Genomic DNA, 18169 nt, shown 5'->3' with positions numbered 1-18169 from the left:
GTGGCCGGACGACTTATCATGTCGTGACCCTGTCGCCGCTGTCCCCCGTTTGAGCATGCCCTCCGATCCCTGCGAACCCGCTGTTGATGCCCTTCCCCTCACGCCGTGCGTCGGCGTGTGTCGACTCGACGAGCATGGTTTTTGCATCGGCTGCCAGCGCACGGGCGAGGAGATCGCGCGTTGGCGCAGCATGGGAGACGACGAGCGCATGCACCTGATGCGCGCCGTGTTGCCCCTGCGCAAAGGTTCGCAATGAGCGAATTGCTGGCCGATCTGGGCTCGGCGCTGTTGCCGCTGTCCACGCCGCCTACCGGCGAGGGCTGGAACCACACCGACATGGCCGGACTGCTGGGCGACACGCCGCGCCGGCCTGCGGCGGTGCTGGTGGGCGTGCGCGAAGGCGTGCAGCCGCGCATCGTGCTGACGGTACGCACCGACCACTTGCAGGATCATGCCGGGCAGGTGGCGTTCCCGGGAGGACGCACTGACCCGGGCGACGCCGATGCCATCGCCACCGCATTGCGCGAGAGCGAAGAGGAGATCGGCCTGGCGCGACGGCTGGTCACGCCGATGGGCTTCCTCGATCGCTTCGAGACAATCAGTGGCTATTGCATCACGCCGGTGGTGGCGCGCATCGATCCCGAGGCCCGGTTGTACCCGGCGCCTGCCGAAGTGGCCGAAGTGTTCGAGGTGCCATTGTCGTTCTTCCTCGAGCCGGCCAATCTCAGGCGCTACACCATGGATTTCCGTGGCCATCGCCGAGATATGGTGGAATTCGTGCATGGTGGCCATCGCATCTGGGGCGCCACCGCCGCGATGGTGTTCAACTTGCTGAGAAGGATGGGGCGAGCATGACTATCAAGACCACCTTGATTGATGTCGATGATCTGGCCGCGCTGCCCGTGGATGCGGTGCTCATCGTGGATTGCCGTTTCGAGCTGATGGCGCCGGGCACTGGTGCGCGCGACCCGGGCAAGGGCGAGCGCGACTACCTCGAGGGGCATATTCCCGGCGCCGTTTACGCCAGCCTCGATACCGATCTTTCCGATCTGTCGCGCCAGTCCGAAGGATTGGGGCGGCACCCCCTGCCGTTGGAGCTGGCGTTCTCCCGGACGCTCGCGCGCTGGGGCTGGCGACCCGACCTGCAGGTTGTCTGTTACGACGCGGCCAGTGGCTCGCTGGCTGCCGCGCGGCTGTGGTGGCTGCTGCGACTGGTCGGCGTGCACAAGGTGGCGGTGCTGGATGGCGGTTACCCCACGTGGGTGGCGGCCGGCCTGCCGGTGGAAGCCGGCGAGGTGACGCGCGCGCCGGCCCAGGTGTCGCTGCACTTCGATCGCAGCCTCTATCTGACGGACCATGCAAGCCTGCGCGAAGACCCCGCGCGCCTGCTGCTCGATGCACGCGCGGCGCCACGCTACCGTGGTGAGGTGGAGCCCATCGATCGTGTTGGTGGCCATGTGCCCGGCGCGTTCAACCGGCCGTTTTCGGAGAACCTCGCAGCCGACGGACGCTTCAAGCCGGCCGCTGCGTTGCGCGAGGAATTCCTCGCCTTGCTCGGCATGCATACGCCGGGCGACGTGGTGCACATGTGCGGCTCCGGCGTCACCGCGTGCCACAACCTGCTGGCGATGGAATACGCCGGCCTGACCGGTTCACGCCTGTATGCACCGTCGTGGAGCGGGTGGGTGAGCGACGCGGCGAGGCCAGTGGCCAAGGGCGATCTCCCCGGCTGAACCTGGTCCCAGGTTGCTGCTGGAGCCCCCTGTGGGCGACCGCATTGCTGCGGGTAGCCACTACGTCCGTTTGTCTCGCGCAGGGTCCGCCACTGAAGCGGTGAAGGAGGATCAGTCCTTCTTCTTCAGTCGAGCCACCAACTGCTGCAGGACAGCCTGAGTTTCCGGATGGAAATACGCCTCGAGGAACTGCTCCATCGGCAGCGCGTCCGGATCAGCCCAGAGCGTGGTGAGGTCGGCGCGTGCAAGGGCGCGCGTCGTGAGCATCGCGTTGGAGGGCAGGGCGAGCATGCCCTGCATCCAGTGGATGGCGCGGGTAACGACTTCATCGACGCCAGTGAGTTCGTCCACCAGGCCGCAAGCCAGCGCCTCGGCGGACTCGATCATGGCGCCGGCCACCATCAGCCGTTCGGCCCGATACGCGCCCACGACGCGGCGCAGGGCCATCTGGATGGGTTCAGGCACGACCAGGCCCACCTGCACTTCGTTGAGGCCGATGCGGAAGGGACCCTCCGCCATCACCCGGTAATCGCAGAACAGCGACAGCACCGCGCCGCCTGCCGGGCTATGGCCGGTGATCGCGGCCACGATCGGCACCGGCGACATCGCCAGCTTGGAGGCGGTGTGGAAGAACTCTCGCCAGAAAGCGCGCACGCCCTCGCGGTCGCAGCCGAGCAGGGCCGGCACGTCCACGCCCGCCGAGAACAGGCCCGGAGCGCCGGATAGCACGAGGCCTCGCGCCCCGGAGGCCAGGGCGGCATCGATCGCGTCGCGAATGCCACGCAACAAGTCGGTGTTGAGCGCGTTGACCGGCGGGCGCGCCAGGTTGATCTCGGTGATGGCGTCGTGCGTGATGACGTTGAGCATGAGGACCTGGCGTGTGTGGAGGTAGATGGAGAGCGAGAGTAGCAAAGGCAGGGCAGGTGCTCTCGCTGCGGTGCATCGATTCCTGATCGCCTGGCCATCTAACCGGGCAGTGGGGCCGCTCTTGTTTCACTTACAGCGCGTCGTCAGCAGGCTGCGCATGCGGCCCGCACGGCTCGTCATCCCCGCGCAAGCGGGGATCCAGTGTCTTCGCTTTGGAGGGCGATAAAGACGCTGGATGACCAGCTTCGCTGTTGTGGAGCGCCTCCCGCTTGCGCGGGAATGACGGGCCAAAGATGCGGTTCTTCGATGCGCTCTACTGCGGGTGCTCCTCCGCCGTCCACTGATAACGCACCGCATAATCCAGCGTGGCCTTGCCACCCGCCGGCACGGTCACCTTAAACTCCAGCGTATCTGTGGTCTGCTTGCTGGGCTTGCTGCTGGAGGACACGAGAGTCCATTGGCGCCAGCGTGCAGGATGTTCGCGCACGGTGATCGTGCGCGCAGCGTTGCTCGCGTTGGTCAGGGTGATGCGGAATCCCTCGTTGAGCGTGTGGCCCGCCTTGTCCACGTTGAACGCGGTGCGCTCGCGCTCGCCGCGCAAGTCGAAGGCCTCGCCCAGCACGACATGGACGTCGCCACCCTTGGGCGTGTCGTTGATGCGGCCTTCGCCGATGAATTGCGGCGTGCCGTTGCGGTCACTGGCGAGGACGCGCAGAAAGCCGGCCGGCAGGCTGTCGAATGCGCGCAGCTGCAGCGTGGTGGTGACGGCATGGTTGTCGATGAGCATAAAGTCGCGGGCGATCATCGGCTGTGGCGGCATCCAGCCGCCGCCGTTCTCGAACACGGCGCTGCGTTCGCAGTCGATGTTGCGCGTGGCGTACAGCGGTACCTGACTGACGCTGCCGTCCGGCAGGTCGACAGCGGCGGGCAACGCATAGGTACGGAAGTCTGCAAGCGTGTCTTGCTCGGGCAGCGCGGAGCCACCCACCTTGGCGTGCATGGCGAAGGCAGTCGGCGCGGCCGCCATCGGGCGCGGCGCCGCTGACCTGAGGATGCGTGGCTCGCCGGCGACCAGGGTGAGGTGCACGTCCTTCCAGTCGCGGCCGCTGCGGTTGGCGACGCTCGCGCGCGACTCGAACTCCAGCTTGCAGGTATTGCCGGGTTGCAGCGTGCCTACGTAGGCGGCGCGCCAGCCCAGGCCGCCGGTGGGGTAACTCAGCGTGGCCTGCGCCTTGCCGGCACGACTGGCGTCGACGCGCAGCTGCAGGCTGGAACCGGTCTGGAAGTGACCCTGCGCCCGCACCGAGGCGTATTCGCGGACCAGGCTGGTGCGTCCGGAGGCGTCCTCCACCAGCAGGCCGTTGCTGGCGCGCAGCAGGGTGCCGGTGGCGAGCGGCTGGCCGCTGCTCCCCAGTACTTCCACCGGCTGACCGACCAGACTGCCCAGCGCGGCATTCTCGCCCTGGGCGAGCAACAGGTGCTGGGATACCACATGGGCGGCATCGCCATCGACGGTGAGCGCCAGCGCCTCAGGATCAAGGAACTGAGGGAGGCCGCCCAGGCTGATGTCCTGCATGCCGGCCTTGAGTTGCAGTTCACGCGGTTCCCGCGCGACGGCGTAGCCGGCGCCCACGCTGCCGCTGTCGCCCGCGCTGTAGAGCGCGGCGTCGTCGCTGCGATAGAGGGTGAGGCTGGTGGCTGTGGGGGCGGCGGCCGCGGCAGTGCAGCTGCTGGTGGCGATGGCGAACGCGAGGGTGCGGAGGCGTAGGGGGATCACGGTCGAACTCCATTCGGGTGGTCGCCGCCGATGGTACGGATGCCGCATGAAGCTGGGGCATCCGTCGATCCGTGGCCTTAACCCCGAATGGAGTTGGCCTCGTTCAAGCGCTCGCCGCGGCGGCGTCGCGGATCGCCTGGGGCAGCGGCACCGGCTTGCCGGTGGTGGGGTCCATCCACACCATCACCACCTTGCCATCGCTGTAGAGGCAATCCGCCTGCTCGGTGTCGACGATACGATGGGCCAGCGTGATGGAGCTGTTGCCCAGACGCTCACACCTGAGTTCCACCTGCAGCTGCGCCGGCCACTCGATCGGGCGGCGGTAATTGATTTCGCTGGCGGCCAGCACCGGCATCGAGTGCTCGTCGAACCAGCCCGGCACGTGACGCAGCCACTGCAGCCGGGCCTCTTCCAGGTAGGTGAGGTAGTTGGCGTTGTTGACGTGATTGAACGCGTCGAGGTCGCGCCAACGCACGCCGATCGGCGCAATGAACAGAGGGCGCGGCGTCGCCACCGACAGCTCAGCGGCGGGCGCGGCGGCGTTGCTGTCCGGTGCTTCGGCCTTGCGGGCCCGCGTGCGTTTCTCGGGCGCGGGTTGCGGGGAACTCATGCAATCTTCTTCCGTAATGCAGGTTTGCTCTTGCCGTTGCCCTCGGCCTTGGCCGCCTTGGCTGGCTTCATGTCGAGGTGCGAGGCAAGGAAGTGTCCGGTGTGCGAACCAGGCGTGGCAGCCACCGTCTCCGGTGTGCCGGTCACGAGGATGCGACCACCGCCGGCGCCGCCCTCCGGGCCGAGATCGACCAGCCAGTCGGCGGTCTTGATCACGTCGAGATTATGCTCGATCACGACCACCGTGTTGCCCTGTTCGACCAATTGGTGCAGCACGTCGAGCAGCTGCTCGATGTCGTGGAAATGCAGGCCGGTGGTGGGCTCGTCGAGGATGTACAGCGTGCGGCCGGTGTCACGCTTGGACAATTCCTTGGACAGCTTCACGCGCTGCGCTTCGCCGCCCGAGAGCGTGGTCGCGCTCTGGCCGAGCTTGATGTAATCCAGTCCCACCGCGCGCAGGGTTTCCAGCTTGCGCGCGATGGTCGGCACGTTTTCGAACAGCTTGAACGCGTCCTCCACCGTCATGTCGAGCACGTCGGCAATCGTGTGGCCCTTGTAGTGGACTTCCAGCGTTTCGCGGTTGTAGCGCTTGCCGTGGCACACGTCGCAAGGCACATACACGTCCGGCAGGAAGTGCATCTCCACCTTGATCATGCCGTCGCCTTCGCAGGCCTCGCAGCGGCCGCCGCGCACGTTGAAGCTGAAGCGTCCTGGCGTGTAGCCGCGCGCACGCGCTTCCGGCACCTGCGCGAACAATTCGCGCAGCGGCGTGAACAGGCCGGTGTAGGTCGCGGGATTGGAACGCGGGGTGCGGCCGATCGGCGACTGGTCGATGTCCACCACCTTGTCGAACAGCTCCAGGCCGTCGACCGACTGGTACGGCGCCGGCTGTTCGCTGGAACCGTTCAGTTCGGCGGCGGCAAGACGGAACAGCGTGTCGTTGATGAGCGTCGACTTGCCCGAGCCCGACACGCCGGTGACGCAGGTAAACAGGCCGGCGGGAATCGCCAGGTCGACGTTTTTCAGGTTGTTGCCGCTGGCGCCCTTCAGGTGCAGCCACGAATCAGCGTCCAGCTGCTGGCGGCGCTCGGTGGGCACCTTGATGCCGCGCTTGCCGGACAGGTACTGGCCGGTGACCGAGCGCGGCGTGGACAGGATGTCCTTGAGCGAGCCCTGCGCCACCACCTCACCACCGTGCACGCCGGCGCCGGGGCCGATATCGAGTACATGGTCAGCCATGCGGATCGCATCCTCGTCGTGCTCGACCACGATCACCGTGTTGCCGAGGTCGCGCAGGCGCGTCAGCGTGCCCAGCAGGCGTTCGTTGTCGCGCTGGTGCAGGCCGATCGAGGGTTCGTCGAGCACGTACATCACGCCGACCAGGCCGGCGCCGATCTGCGATGCGAGACGGATGCGCTGCGCCTCGCCGCCCGACAGCGTGTCGGCCTGGCGATCCAGCGTGAGGTAATTCAGGCCCACGTCGTTGAGGAAGCTCAGGCGCTCGCGGATCTCCTTGACGATCTTCACTGCGATCTCGCCGCGCCAGCCGCTCAGCTTGAGCTGCTCGAAGAAGGCCAGGGAGTCGTCGATCGATCGCGCGGTGAGCGAGGGCAGGGCGTGGTCAGCCACGAACACATTGCGGGCGGAGCGGTTCAGGCGCTGCCCCTGGCACTCGGGGCAGGGCTGGTCGCTGATGTACTTGGCCAGTTCCTCGCGCACGGCGGGCGACTCGGTTTCCTTGTAGCGCCGCTCCATGTTCGGAATGATGCCTTCGAACGTGTGCTCGCGCGTGACGCGGCCACCGCGCTCGGTGAGGTACTTGAACGCGATGGTTTCCTTGCCGCTGCCGTACAGGATGGCCTTCTGCACATCGGCCGGCAGCTTGCGCCACGGGGTGTCGACGTCGAACTTGTAGTGGCTCGCCAGCGACAGCAGCAGCTGGAAGTAATGGGCGTTACGGCGGTCCCAGCCGCGGATCGCGCCGCCGGCCAGCGACAGCTCCGGATGCGCCACTACGCGGGCGGCATCGAACACCTGGGTCACGCCCAGTCCATCGCAGGTCTGGCAGGCGCCGATCGGCGAATTGAACGAGAACAGGCGCGGCTCCAGCTCTGGCAGCGAGTAGTCGCACACCGGGCAGGAGTAGCGCGAGGAATACAACTGCTCCTTCGCCGAGGTGTCGTCCATGTCGGCCAGGATCACCAGGCCGTCGCCCAGGCGCAGCGCGGTCTCGAACGACTCGGCCAGGCGCTGCTTGATGTCATCGCGCGGACGGAAGCGGTCGATCACCGCCTCGATGGTGTGCTTCTGGCGCAGAGTCAGCGGCGGCACCGCGTCGAGGTCGTACACCGCGCCGTCGACGCGGGCGCGCACGAATCCCTGCGCGCGAAGCTGGTCGAACACCTGCACGTGCTCGCCCTTGCGCTCGCGGATCACCGGGGCGAGCAGCATGAAGCGCTTCTCCGGGTCGAGCGCCAGGGTGGCGTCGACCATCTGGCTCACCGTCTGCGCTTCCAGCGGGATGCCGTGGTCGGGACAGCGCGGTGTGCCCACGCGGGCGTACAGCAGGCGCAGGTAGTCGTACACCTCGGTGATGGTGCCGACGGTGGAGCGCGGGTTGTGCGAGGTGGATTTCTGCTCGATGGAAATCGCCGGCGACAGGCCTTCGATGTGGTCCACGTCCGGCTTTTCCATCATCGACAGAAATTGCCGGGCGTAAGCCGACAGCGATTCGACGTACCGACGCTGGCCTTCGGCATAGATGGTGTCGAACGCCAGCGAGGACTTGCCGGAGCCGGACAGGCCGGTGATCACGATCAGCCGGTCACGGGGCAGGTCCAGGTCGATGTTCTTCAGGTTGTGCGTGCGCGCACCGCGGATGCGGATGGTGTCCATGTCGCCCGGAAGGGTTGGGGAAAGGGAAAAACTGCACTATATCAAACTAACCAGGTTAGTTATTGGCTGCCTGACGCCAAGCTGGCCGTCTTCAGGGAAGACGGGCCGGACTGTGGCTTAATAGGATCTTTGGCCAGGGTCGGGCCCAGTTTTCGATAGAGAGTGCGGATGGTTAAGTGGATGAGATGGGGCGCCGCTCTGGCGCTTGCAATAGCGGGTGGGCAGGCATGGGCCACCGCGGCGCCGGCCAGCGAGGCGCAGGTGCGCCAGCTGATGGACGTCGTGGGCGTGGGCAAGATGCTGGCCCAGATGAATTCACAGGCGATCACCACGTTGCAGCAGTCGATGCCGTGCGTGTCGCCGGATTTCTGGCAGAACTACATGGACGCCAACCAGACCCAGCTGTTCATCGGGCGTCTGGTGCCGGTCTACCAGCACCATTTCACGGCCGATGAGCTGGACGGTCTGCTGAAGTTCTACCGGTCGCCGCTGGGCCAGAAGGTCATCAACGAGATGCCCACCACCATGGCCGAAGCCAACCAGGCCGGGCAGCAGTGGAGCCACGAGCGCAGCGACCAGATGATCGCCGAGCTCAAGCAGATGGGCAGCCTGGACGCCAATGGGCGTTGCCCGGCCAAGATCGCGGCGGCCCCGGTGGCGGGCGCGGCGGCGCTGGCCGGCGTGGCAGCGCATCAGGCCGACGAGGCGGATGCAGAAGAGACTCCTGCCAAGGCCACGAGCAAAGCGCCGGCCAAGTCCAAGACCACGGCGCACAAGGCTCCGGCCAAGACCACAGCCAAGAAGCCGGCCACCGCGAGCAAGACGCCCGCCAAGGCCGACAGCAAGCCCGCTGCCAAGACCGAGGCGAAGTCAGACACCAAGTCGGATGCCAAGCCCGACGCCAAGGCGGCTCCCGCCAAAGCGCCGGCTCCGGCCAGCCCTTCGGCCAGCCCATCGGGCGGTCAGTGAGGGCAGGGGCTTGCGGGCAGGATTGGTCAGTATTTGACCAATGGCTCGCGCCCTCGCTATAATCCCGAGTTCGCCGGTGTCCATTTGGGCCTGGTGAACCCAAGAGAATAACGACAGAAGGGATATTCCCATGAGTTACGCAGTCATCAAGACCGGCGGCAAGCAGTACCGCGTTCAGCAGGGCGACGTCCTGCGCGTGGAGCTGCTGAACGCCGAAGAAGGCGCCGCCTTCACCTTCGACCAGGTCCTGCTGGTCGGCGCCGGTGAGTCGATCACCGTCGGTGCACCCGTTGTGGCCGGCGCCACCGTCAGCGCCACCGTGCGCAAGCACGGCCGTGCCGACAAGGTCCGCATCATCAAGTTCCGCCGCCGCAAGCACCACAAGAAGCAGCAGGGACATCGTCAGCATTTCACCGAAGTCGAGATCACGGGCATCAACGCCTGAGCAACTGGAGCATTGAGTCATGGCACATAAAAAAGGCGTAGGTTCCAGCCGCAACGGTCGCGATTCGAACCCGAAGTACCTCGGCGTGAAGGTTTACGGTGGCCAGGCCATCGAAGCCGGCAACATCATCGTGCGTCAGCGCGGCACCAAGTTCCATGCCGGTACCGGCGTGGGCCTGGGTCGTGACCACACGCTGTTCGCCCTGGTCGACGGCACCGTCGAATTCAAGGCTCGCGGCGCCGAAGGTCGCAAGTTCGTCAGCGTCGTCAAGGCTTAAACCCCTTCGATGTTGCAGCGAAGGCCCCGCCTCGGCGGGGCCTTTGTTTTTATAGGGAAGCAGGTGGGTGATTCGGGCGGCGCACGGCGCAAGTACCGGTTTCCCTTATGATGCAGCACGGCTGCGTATCCGATTCCCAGTCTCCCTTTCCCCGGATTCCTCCCATGAAATTCGTCGACGAAGCCATCATCAAGGTCCTGGCCGGTGACGGCGGCAACGGATGCATCAGCTTCCGTCGCGAAAAATTCATCCCCTTTGGCGGTCCCGATGGCGGCGACGGCGGCAGCGGCGGCTCGGTGTGGCTGGTGGCCGACGAAGGCCTCAACACCCTGATCGACTTCCGCCACCAGCGCTCGTTCAAGGCCGAGCGCGGCCAGAACGGCATGGGCAGCCAGATGTACGGCAAGGGCGGCGAAGACACCTTCATCCGCGTGCCGGTGGGCACGGTCGTCACCAACGTCGACACCGACGAGACCATCGGCGACCTCACCCAGCATGGCCAGCGCCTGCTGGTGGCGCAGGGCGGCAAGGGCGGCCTCGGCAACATCCATTTCAAGAGCTCGGTGAACCGCGCGCCCCGCAAGTCCACGCCGGGCACGCCGGGCGACGTGCGCGAGCTGAAGCTGGAGTTGAAGCTGCTGGCGGACGTGGGCCTGCTGGGCTTCCCGAACGCCGGCAAGTCCACGTTCATTCGTGCCGTGTCCGCAGCAACGCCGCGCGTGGCCGACTATCCGTTCACCACGCTGCATCCGAACCTGGGTGTGGTCAGCCTGGGCACCGACCAGAGCTTCGTGATCGCCGATATCCCCGGCCTGATCGAGGGCGCTGCCGACGGCGCTGGTCTGGGTATCCAGTTCCTGCGCCATGTGTCGCGCACCCGCCTGCTGCTGCACGTGGTCGACATCGCGCCGATCGATGGCGCGGACCCGGTGGAGCAGGTGCGTGCCATCGAGCAGGAGCTGGAGAAGTTCGATCCCGAGTTGCTGCAGCGTCCGCGCTGGCTGGTGCTCAACAAGGCCGACGTGCTGCCCGAAGATGAGCGGCAGTCCATTGCCGAGGACATCGTGCAGCGGCTTGGGTGGGAGGGGCCGTGGTTCCTGGTCTCCGCCATTGCGCGAGAGAACACCATGCCGGTATGCCAGAACGTGTGGCGCTTCCTGGAGGCCGAGCAGCTGGCTCATAAGGAGCGTACGGACATGCTGCCGGGAGATGTGCGGCAGCGGGGCGAGTGAGTTACGGCTCGTACAGGCGTTGATCCAAAAAAAAGCGGCCGATTGGCCGCTTTTTTTGTCATTCCGGCGCACGCCGGAATCCAGTCGCGGTGAGCACGATTGTCGCCCCAGGTTTAAATTGCATGCCCCTGTATCACGGCGACAATCCCGCCGTGAGGCGCTGGATTCCGGCCTGCGCCGGAATGACGATCAAAAGAAAAGTCGGCATGCGCCGACCTGCTCTCATGAAGCAAAAAAAGCCGGGTTGCGCCGGCCTGCTTTTGTGGAACAACAAAAAAGCCGACATGCGCCGGCCTGCTCTTATGGAACAACAAAAAAGCCGGCTTTCGCCGGCTTTTTCGCCAACCCGAAATTCAGAACGCGGAGCTGGCTTACGCCAGCTCGCGGATCTTCGCGTTGAGGCGGCTCTTATGGCGAGCAGCCTTGTTCTTGTGGATCAGGCCGCGGGCGGCGTAGCGATCCATGACGGGCTGCGCGGCGGCGAACGCCTCGACGGCAGCAGCCTTGTCCTTGTTCTCGATGGCCTTGACGACCTTCTTGAGGGCGGTGCGCACCATGGAGCGGGCGCTGACGTTGCGCAGGCGGCGCTGCTCGGACTGGCGCGCGCGCTTCTTCGCGGACTTGATGTTGGCCAAGGTAGAACTCCGGAATAGCTGGGTTGGAAAAAGACGGCGATTATGCGATGAATGCGCCGTTACGTCAACCGCTTAGCCGAATGTCAAGCACCAAGCCTGCTGCGGCGCGCTTTGACGGGCGCCGATTGGGGAAGCGGAAGCCCGCATTATGCCATGAAGGGGCCGTGATCTCGCCCACAAGCGCTGTCACACTATGCGCCTTTCAGCCGGGGGAGGGGATCCAGCCCGGCGCGTCGTCTCACCTGCAAAGGCACCGTCTCTACGCATGAAGTCTCCCAGCATGTTCCGTGGGCTGCTGTCGTTCAGCAGCATGACGATGATTTCGCGCGTGCTCGGGCTGGTCCGGGACATGTCGATCAATGCAGTGTTCGGCGCCAACGCGGCCACGGACGCGTTCTGGGTGGCGTTCCGCATTCCCAATTTCATGCGCCGCCTGTTTGCCGAAGGCTCGTTCTCGACGGCCTTCGTGCCGGTCTTCACGGAAGTGAAGGAGAAGCGCAGCCATGACGATCTCAAGCAGCTGATGTCGCGCGTCTCAGGCACGCTGGGAGGCGTGCTGCTGGTGATCACCGCAGTGGGGGTGATCTTCGCGCCCCAAGTCGCCGCGCTGTTCTCGCAGGGCGCCGCCGACACGCCTGAGAAGTTCGCGCTGACTACCCAACTGCTGCGCCTGACCTTTCCGTTCCTGTTGTTCGTGTCGCTGACCGCGTTGTGCGGTGGCGCGCTCAACAGCTTCCACCGCTTCGCGCTGCCGGCGCTGACGCCGGTGATCCTCAACCTCTGCATGATCAGCGGCGCGCTGTGGCTCTCGCGCTATCTGCATCCGCCGATCATGGCGATGGGCTGGGCGATCCTCGCCGCCGGCGTTCTGCAGTTGCTGTTCCAGTTGCCCTCGTTGAAGGGCCTGGACCTGCTGTCGCTGCCGCGCTGGGGCTGGAGCCACCCGGATGTGCGCCGCATCCTCAAGCTGATGGTGCCGACCCTGTTCGGCTCCTCCATCGCGCAGGTCAACCTGCTGCTTGATACGGTGATCGCCGCCTACCTGATGACCGGCTCGCAAAGCTGGCTGTCCCAGGCTGATCGCTTCCTGGAGCTGCCGCTTGGCCTGTTCGGCGTAGCGCTGGGCACGGTGATCCTGCCGTCGCTGTCGCGTCATCACGTCACCACCGACCGCGACGGTTTCTCCAAGGCGCTGGACTGGGGCCTGCGCATCACGCTGCTGATCGCGGTGCCGGCGATGTTCGCGCTGATGCTGCTGGCGCGGCCGCTGGTGGCCACGCTGTTCCAGCATGGCCAGTTCACGCCGTTCGACACCCGCATGGCGACACTGTCGATCACTGCGCTGAGCTTCGGGCTGCCGGCCTTCGCCCTGGTGAAGGTGGCGCTGCCGGCGTTCTATTCGCGCCAGGACACCCGGACCCCGGTGCGGGCCGGCGTGGCCTCGCTGGTCGCCAACATGGTGCTCAACGTGCTGTTCGTGGCGCTGCTGTACGTGCTGTGGGCGAAGCCCGAGCAGCGCGAGCTGCCTTGGATGGACGGTATCGCCGCGGTGCCGGGCCTGCACATGGCGCTCGGCATGGCCAGCGCCCTGGCCAGTTACCTCAACCTGGGCCTGCTGTGGTACTGGCTGCGGCGCGCCGGCGTCTACCAGCGCCAGCCGGGCTGGGCGCGCCACCTGCTGCGTCTGGTGGTGGCCTGCGCGGTGATGGTGGCGGTGCTGCTGGTGGGCATGTGGATGTGGCCGGACTGGACCTCTGCCGACAAGTGGACCCGCGTGTGGCGTCTGGCCGTGCTGGTGCTCGCCGGCGGTGGCGCCTACGCGGTGACGCTGTTCGCGGCGGGTTTCCGCCTGCGTGAGTTGCGGGGCGTCTGATCGGCTTCTGGCTCCTCATTCCAACGAACGTTGGGATGATGGCGCTGACGGACGGTGGCAAGCACCGAAGCGACGAGGGCGCGTGCTCCAGCCGCTATACTCGCCCGATGATGAGACTTTCCAGGGATGTTGCCGGCCCCAGTCTGGCGCCCGGCGGCAGTGTGGTAGCCGTCGGGGCGTTCGACGGCCTGCATCGTGGACACCAGGCCTTGCTCGCCCGGGTGCGTGAGCGAGCGCGTGAGCTTGGCCTCACGCCCGTGGTGGTGAGCTTCGAGCCGCTGCCGCGCGCGTTTTTCTCGCCGGAGCCGGTGGCTCGGCTGTCCAGTGTGCGCGAGAAGCTTCGCGGCTTCGAGGCCGCCGGGATGGCGGACGCCCTGCTGCTGCGCTTCAACGCTGCGTTAACGGCGATGCCTGCCGAGGATTTCGTCCGGCGCGTGCTGGTTGAACGACTGGCGGCCCGCGAAGTATGGGTGGGCGCCGACTTCCGCTTCGGCCACAAGCGCGGCGGCGACGTGGCGATGCTGGAGGCGATGGGGCACGACCATGGCTTTACCGCCCGCATCATGCCCTCGGTGCTGCTGGACGGCGCCCGCGTGTCGGCCAGCCGGGTCCGTCTGCTGCTCGCTGCGGGTGAATTCGCCGGCGCCACGCCGTTGCTCGGTCGCCCCTTCGTAATCGAGGGCAAGGTCGAGTACGGCAAGCAGCTGGGACGCGACCTGGGCTATCCCACCGCCAACATCCATTTGCGCGACCGGGCCAGCCCGGTGCACGGCATTTTCGCCGTGCGGGTGGGGCTGGGCGACGGCGAGTGCAGCTGGCCGGGCGTGGCCAGCCTGGGCGTGCGTCCCACGGTGAACGAGGTCCCCGAGCCGCTGCTGGAGGTCCATCTGTTCGACTTCGAAGGCGATCTCTACGGCCAGCGCATGGCGGTGGAGTTTGTGGCCAAGCTGCGCGATGAGCAGAAATTCGACGGGCTGGAGGCTTTGACCGTCCAGATGGCCAAAGACGCCCGCCAGGCGCGCGAACTGCTCGGCATGAATCCGAGGCTCAGCGAGGCGTAAGGCCGTCAAATCCGGTAACGTTGGCGTTTCCGCCCCGGTCCACCGGCGGGCGCCGCAGGCAAGTGACGGCGCCGGCAGGACCGCGCCAGAACCCGATCAGAGCATCCCCAGGCAATGACCCAGGATTACAAAAACACCATCAACCTGCCGCAGACGGAATTCCCGATGCGCGGCGACCTGCCCAAGCGCGAGCCCAAGTGGCTGGCCGACTGGCAGCAGGTGAACCGCTACGTGCAGATCCAGGAGCGCGCGGCGAACCGCGACAAGGTGTTTGTGCTGCACGATGGCCCGCCGTACGCCAACGGCGCGATCCACCTGGGCCATGCGGTCAACAAGGTGCTCAAGGACGTGGTGGTGAAGTCGCGCCTGCTGGCCGGCTATCGCGCGCCCTACGTGCCGGGTTGGGATTGCCACGGCCTGCCGATCGAAGTGGCGGTGGAGAAGAAGTTCGGCCGCGTCGGCGACAAGCTCGACGCCGCCGCCTTCCGCCAGAAGTGCCGCGAATACGCGCAGCAGCAGATCGACCTGCAGCGTACCGACTTCAAGCGCCTGGGCGTGCTGGGTGACTGGGAAAACCCGTACCGCACCATGGACTTCAAGTACGAAGCCGACATGGTGCGCGCGCTGGCGAAGATCGTCGCGAACGGCCACGTCGTGCGCGGCGCCAAGCCGGTGTATTGGTGCTTCGACTGTGGCTCCGCGCTGGCGGAAGCCGAAATCGAATACGCCGACAAGACCTCGCCCGCGGTGGATGTCGCCTATGACGCCGTCGATCCGAAGGCGCTCGCGCAGAAGTTCGGTGTCGATGCGGGCGATGCCATCGTCGCCATCCCGATCTGGACCACCACGCCGTGGACGCTGCCGGAAAGCCTCGCGGTGTCGCTGGGCGGCGATCTCGAATACGCATTGATCGAAGGCCTCGCGCGCGACGGGCATCGCGTGCTGCTGGTCGTCGCCAGCGCGCTCGTCGAAAAGGTCGCGCAGCGCTACGGCATCGAAGGCGAAGCGAAGGTGCTTGGCCACGTCGCCGGCCAGGCGCTGGAAGGCGTGCTGCTGAAGCATCCGTTTTACGTGCGCGAAGTGCCCGTGCTGATCGGCGACCACGTGTCCGCCGAAGACGGTACCGGCGCCGTGCACACCTCGCCTGACCATGGCGTGGAAGACTTCGTCGTCTCGCGCAAGTACGGCATCGAGACGCTCAACTACACCGAGGCGCGTGGCACCTATCGTGCCGACACGCCGGTGGCGCTCGACGGCACCGTCATCGCCGGCAAGCATCTGTGGAAGGCCAACGACGAAATCGTCGAGCTGCTGCGTGGTCGCGGCGTGCTGCTGGCGTTCGCAAAGATTGAACACAGCTACCCGCATTGCTGGCGCCACAAGACGCCGGTGATCTTCCGCACCACGCCGCAGTGGTTCATCAGCATGGAGAAGGAAGGTCTTCGCAAGACCGCGCTCGATGCGATCAAGCAGGTGCGCTGGGTGCCGGGCTGGGGCGAGGAGCGCATCGCCGGCATGGTCGGCGATCGTCCCGACTGGTGCATCTCGCGCCAGCGCACCTGGGGCGTGCCGATCGCGCTGTTCATCCACAAGGGCACGCAGGAACCGCATCCGGATTCCGTCGCGCTGCTGGAGCAGGTAGCCAAGCGCGTGGAGCAGGGCGGCATCGATGCCTGGTACGCGCTGGATGCCACCGAGCTGTTGGGCGACCAGGCGAAGGACTATGAAAAGGTCCTCGACGTGCTCGACGTGTGGTTCGACTCCGGCGTCAGCCACTTCGCCGTAGTCGGTCAGCGTCCGGAACTGCAGCAGGGCAAGGCCGCGAGCTACAAGGTGATGTATCTGGAAGGCTCGGACCAGCATCGCGGCTGGTTCCAGTCGTCCCTGCTGACCTCGTCGGCGATGTTCGCCAAGGCGCCGTACAACGACGTGCTCACCCATGGTTTCACGGTGGATGCGCAGGGCCGCAAGATGTCCAAGTCGCTGGGCAACGGCATCGAGCCCCAGGACATCATGAAGAACCTGGGCGCGGACATCCTGCGCCTGTGGATCTGCTCGACCGACTACCGCAACGAGATGTCGCTGTCGGACGAGATCCTCAAGCGCGTGTCCGATACCTATCGCCGCATCCGCAACACCGCGCGCTTCCTGCTCGGCAACCTCGACGGCTTCGATCCCGCCAAGCACCTGGTGCCGGTGGAGCAGAGTCTGTTGCTGGACCAGTGGGCCGTGCAGCAGGCGTACGACGTGCAGCAGGCCGTGGCGGCGGCGTACGACCGCTACGACTTCCCGGAGATCGTGCAGCGCGTGCAGAACTTCTGCACCAACGAGCTGGGTGCGCTGTACCTCGACATCACCAAGGATCGCCTCTACACGATGCCGACCGACAGCCATGGTCGCCGCAGCGCGCAGAGTGCGATGTACCGTATCGCCGAGGCGCTGGTGCGCTGGCTGGCGCCGGTGTTGAGCTTCACTGCCGAGGAAATCTGGCAGCACCTGCCGGGCGAGCGCAGCGAAAGCGTGCTGTTCGAAACCTGGTACGAAGGGTTGGCGGCCACGCAGGGTTCACCGGAACAGCGTCGCTACTGGTCGGACCTTCTGGCGATCCGCGAAACCGCGTCGCGCGTGCTCGAAGGCATGCGCAAGGGCGAGCAGATCGGCGCCTCGCTGGAAGCGAAGCTGGCGATCCACGCCGATCAGGCGATCGTGGCACGCTACCAGCCGGCGGCGTCCGAGCTGCGCTTCTTCTTCATCACCTCGGACCTGCGCCTGGACCTGGCCGGTGGCCAGCCCGCCGATGCCGTGCTGACGGAACTGGAAGGCGCCGACGTGTGGGTTTCGGCAACCGTCAGCGATGCCGCCAAGTGCGTGCGCTGCTGGCATCGTCGCGATGATGTCGGCACGCATGCGAACCATCCGGAGCTGTGCGACCGCTGCATCAGCAATGTGGATGGTCCGGGCGAAGATCGGCGCTGGTTCTGAGGCGGCAAGACACAACTTTCCCTCATCCAGCGGTCGCAAGACGTGCGGCGAGGGGAGGGTGGAGCAAAAACCAAATCTCGCCGCTGGATGACCTATCCGTCATCCCGGCGAAGGCTGGGATCCAGTGACTTTGAAGCCTGAGCTTCAAGCCAAGGCACGGGATTCTAGCTTTCGCTGGAATGACGCGGGGTGCAGCGGTTCCACGACATTCAAATCTCTCTTCCCATCAGGGACGGGACTTCAGTCGAACGTTGATTGACTCATGAAACCCAAATCCAACGCTCTGCCGTGGCTCTGGCTCTCCGCCGTCGTCATCGTGCTCGACCAGTTGAGCAAGTGGTGGGCGCTCACCTCGTTGCAGCCTGCTGGTACGCCGCATCCGGTGATCCCGGGATTCCTCAACTGGACCCTGGCCTTCAACACGGGCGCCGCTTTCAGCTTCCTCGCCAACGGCTCCGGCTGGCAGCGCTGGTTCTTCGTGCTGCTGGCGGTGGTGATCAGCGGCGTGCTGGTGGTGTGGCTGGCCCGCACCGCGCGCAGCGACTGGAAGACGGCGATGCCGCTCGCCTTGATCATCGGCGGCGCACTGGGCAACCTGATCGACCGCCTGCATGCGTCGCAGGTCACCGACTTCATTCATGTGTACTTCCGTGACTGGAGCTACCCGGTGTTCAATCTCGCCGACTGCGGGATCACCGTGGGGGCCGTGATGCTGGTGGTGTTCGGGCTGTTCACGGGCAAGGCCAAGGCCTGAACGGCCGGTTTCGTGCGGCCCGGCGGGCCGTGCGATAATGCGACGCCTGTCAGTCGACCC

Annotated in this window: 14 protein-coding genes and 1 pseudogene; 10 read left to right on the top strand and 5 right to left on the bottom strand. The window is 66.0% G+C overall.

From position 1 onward, the window contains the following. Positions 1-55: 55 nt before the first annotated feature. Positions 56-855: pseudogene (locus DVT68_RS02750) on the top strand (NUDIX hydrolase). Further along, positions 852-1733, top strand: coding sequence for a sulfurtransferase (locus DVT68_RS02745; RefSeq protein ID WP_114823508.1), 882 nt, complete (start codon positions 852-854; stop codon positions 1731-1733). The pseudogene DVT68_RS02750 and the gene DVT68_RS02745 overlap by 4 nt, the downstream one beginning before the upstream one ends. Positions 1734-1844: 111 nt before the next feature. Here DVT68_RS02745 and DVT68_RS02740 read toward each other — a convergent pair whose 3' ends face one another. From DVT68_RS02740 to uvrA, 4 genes are all read right to left on the bottom strand, one after another. Beyond that, positions 1845-2600: an enoyl-CoA hydratase/isomerase family protein gene (locus tag DVT68_RS02740; protein WP_114824354.1), complete on the bottom strand. Its 756-nt coding sequence runs from the start codon at positions 2598-2600 to the stop codon at positions 1845-1847. 313 nt (positions 2601-2913) lie between these two features. After that, on the bottom strand, positions 2914-4377 hold the full coding sequence (locus tag DVT68_RS02735) for a DUF4139 domain-containing protein (protein WP_233523318.1): 1464 nt from the start codon (positions 4375-4377) through the stop codon (positions 2914-2916). Between the two features lie 103 nt (positions 4378-4480). Next, a complete protein-coding gene (locus DVT68_RS02730) occupies positions 4481-4987 on the bottom strand; it encodes an acyl-CoA thioesterase (protein WP_114823506.1) in 507 nt (168 codons plus the stop codon). Then, a complete protein-coding gene (gene uvrA, locus DVT68_RS02725) occupies positions 4984-7881 on the bottom strand; it encodes an excinuclease ABC subunit UvrA (RefSeq protein ID WP_114823505.1) in 2898 nt (965 codons plus the stop codon). Before uvrA ends, DVT68_RS02730 begins: the two co-directional genes overlap by 4 nt. Before the next feature lie 180 nt (positions 7882-8061). Between uvrA and DVT68_RS20820 the strand changes: the two genes are divergently transcribed. From DVT68_RS20820 to cgtA, 4 genes are all read left to right on the top strand, one after another. Further along, the gene (locus DVT68_RS20820) at positions 8062-8850 is read left to right on the top strand and encodes a DUF2059 domain-containing protein (protein ID WP_325050399.1); all 789 of its coding nucleotides are present in this window, start codon (positions 8062-8064) and stop codon (positions 8848-8850) included. 130 nt (positions 8851-8980) lie between these two features. Continuing rightward, complete coding sequence (gene rplU, locus DVT68_RS02710; RefSeq protein ID WP_111983695.1) at positions 8981-9295, top strand: 50S ribosomal protein L21; 315 nt, start codon at positions 8981-8983, stop codon at positions 9293-9295. Between the two features lie 19 nt (positions 9296-9314). Then, positions 9315-9572 (top strand): 50S ribosomal protein L27, encoded by a 258-nt coding sequence (gene rpmA, locus DVT68_RS02705; protein WP_038616501.1) that lies wholly within the window; start codon positions 9315-9317, stop codon positions 9570-9572. A 164-nt stretch (positions 9573-9736) separates the two neighbouring features. Continuing rightward, on the top strand, positions 9737-10804 hold the full coding sequence (gene cgtA, locus DVT68_RS02700) for an Obg family GTPase CgtA (protein ID WP_114823504.1): 1068 nt from the start codon (positions 9737-9739) through the stop codon (positions 10802-10804). Between the two features lie 371 nt (positions 10805-11175). Here the strand turns inward: cgtA and rpsT are convergent, their stop codons facing one another. Continuing rightward, entirely contained in the window at positions 11176-11439 is a 264-nt protein-coding gene (gene rpsT / locus DVT68_RS02695) for a 30S ribosomal protein S20 (RefSeq protein WP_038616506.1), read from the bottom strand. A 265-nt stretch (positions 11440-11704) separates the two neighbouring features. Between rpsT and murJ the strand changes: the two genes are divergently transcribed. From murJ to lspA, 4 genes are all read left to right on the top strand, one after another. After that, positions 11705-13312 carry a murein biosynthesis integral membrane protein MurJ gene (gene murJ, locus DVT68_RS02690; protein WP_114823503.1) on the top strand — a complete coding sequence of 536 codons (1608 nt, stop codon included), beginning with the start codon at positions 11705-11707 and terminating at the stop codon, positions 13310-13312. A gap of 107 nt (positions 13313-13419) precedes the next feature. Next, positions 13420-14373 carry a bifunctional riboflavin kinase/FAD synthetase gene (locus DVT68_RS02685; protein ID WP_114824353.1) on the top strand — a complete coding sequence of 318 codons (954 nt, stop codon included), beginning with the start codon at positions 13420-13422 and terminating at the stop codon, positions 14371-14373. A gap of 114 nt (positions 14374-14487) precedes the next feature. Then, positions 14488-17355 (top strand): isoleucine--tRNA ligase, encoded by a 2868-nt coding sequence (gene ileS / locus DVT68_RS02680; protein ID WP_114823502.1) that lies wholly within the window; start codon positions 14488-14490, stop codon positions 17353-17355. A 262-nt stretch (positions 17356-17617) separates the two neighbouring features. After that, the gene (gene lspA, locus DVT68_RS02675; protein ID WP_114823501.1) at positions 17618-18109 is read left to right on the top strand and encodes a signal peptidase II; all 492 of its coding nucleotides are present in this window, start codon (positions 17618-17620) and stop codon (positions 18107-18109) included. The last annotated feature ends 60 nt before the right edge of the window (positions 18110-18169 follow it).

Origin of the sequence: Dyella solisilvae (genome assembly GCF_003351225.1) — a bacterium.
Classification (GTDB): Bacteria; Pseudomonadota; Gammaproteobacteria; order Xanthomonadales; family Rhodanobacteraceae; genus Dyella; species Dyella solisilvae.
This window is presented reverse-complemented; position numbering and strand designations above follow the sequence as displayed.

Excerpts from the sequence above, each read along its gene's own strand:
- DVT68_RS02745 (WP_114823508.1), top strand. The coding sequence starts at position 852 with ATGACTATCAAGACCACCTTGATTGATGTCGATGATCTGGCCGCGCTG.
- DVT68_RS02740 (WP_114824354.1), bottom strand. The coding sequence starts at position 2,600 with ATGCTCAACGTCATCACGCACGACGCCATCACCGAGATCAACCTGGCG.
- DVT68_RS02730 (WP_114823506.1), bottom strand. The coding sequence starts at position 4,987 with ATGAGTTCCCCGCAACCCGCGCCCGAGAAACGCACGCGGGCCCGCAAG.
- uvrA (WP_114823505.1), bottom strand. The coding sequence starts at position 7,881 with ATGGACACCATCCGCATCCGCGGTGCGCGCACGCACAACCTGAAGAAC.
- DVT68_RS20820 (WP_325050399.1), top strand. The coding sequence starts at position 8,062 with ATGAGATGGGGCGCCGCTCTGGCGCTTGCAATAGCGGGTGGGCAGGCA.
- rplU (WP_111983695.1), top strand. The coding sequence starts at position 8,981 with ATGAGTTACGCAGTCATCAAGACCGGCGGCAAGCAGTACCGCGTTCAG.
- rpmA (WP_038616501.1), top strand. The coding sequence starts at position 9,315 with ATGGCACATAAAAAAGGCGTAGGTTCCAGCCGCAACGGTCGCGATTCG.
- cgtA (WP_114823504.1), top strand. The coding sequence starts at position 9,737 with ATGAAATTCGTCGACGAAGCCATCATCAAGGTCCTGGCCGGTGACGGC.
- murJ (WP_114823503.1), top strand. The coding sequence starts at position 11,705 with ATGAAGTCTCCCAGCATGTTCCGTGGGCTGCTGTCGTTCAGCAGCATG.
- DVT68_RS02685 (WP_114824353.1), top strand. The coding sequence starts at position 13,420 with ATGATGAGACTTTCCAGGGATGTTGCCGGCCCCAGTCTGGCGCCCGGC.
- ileS (WP_114823502.1), top strand. The coding sequence starts at position 14,488 with ATGACCCAGGATTACAAAAACACCATCAACCTGCCGCAGACGGAATTC.
- lspA (WP_114823501.1), top strand. The coding sequence starts at position 17,618 with ATGAAACCCAAATCCAACGCTCTGCCGTGGCTCTGGCTCTCCGCCGTC.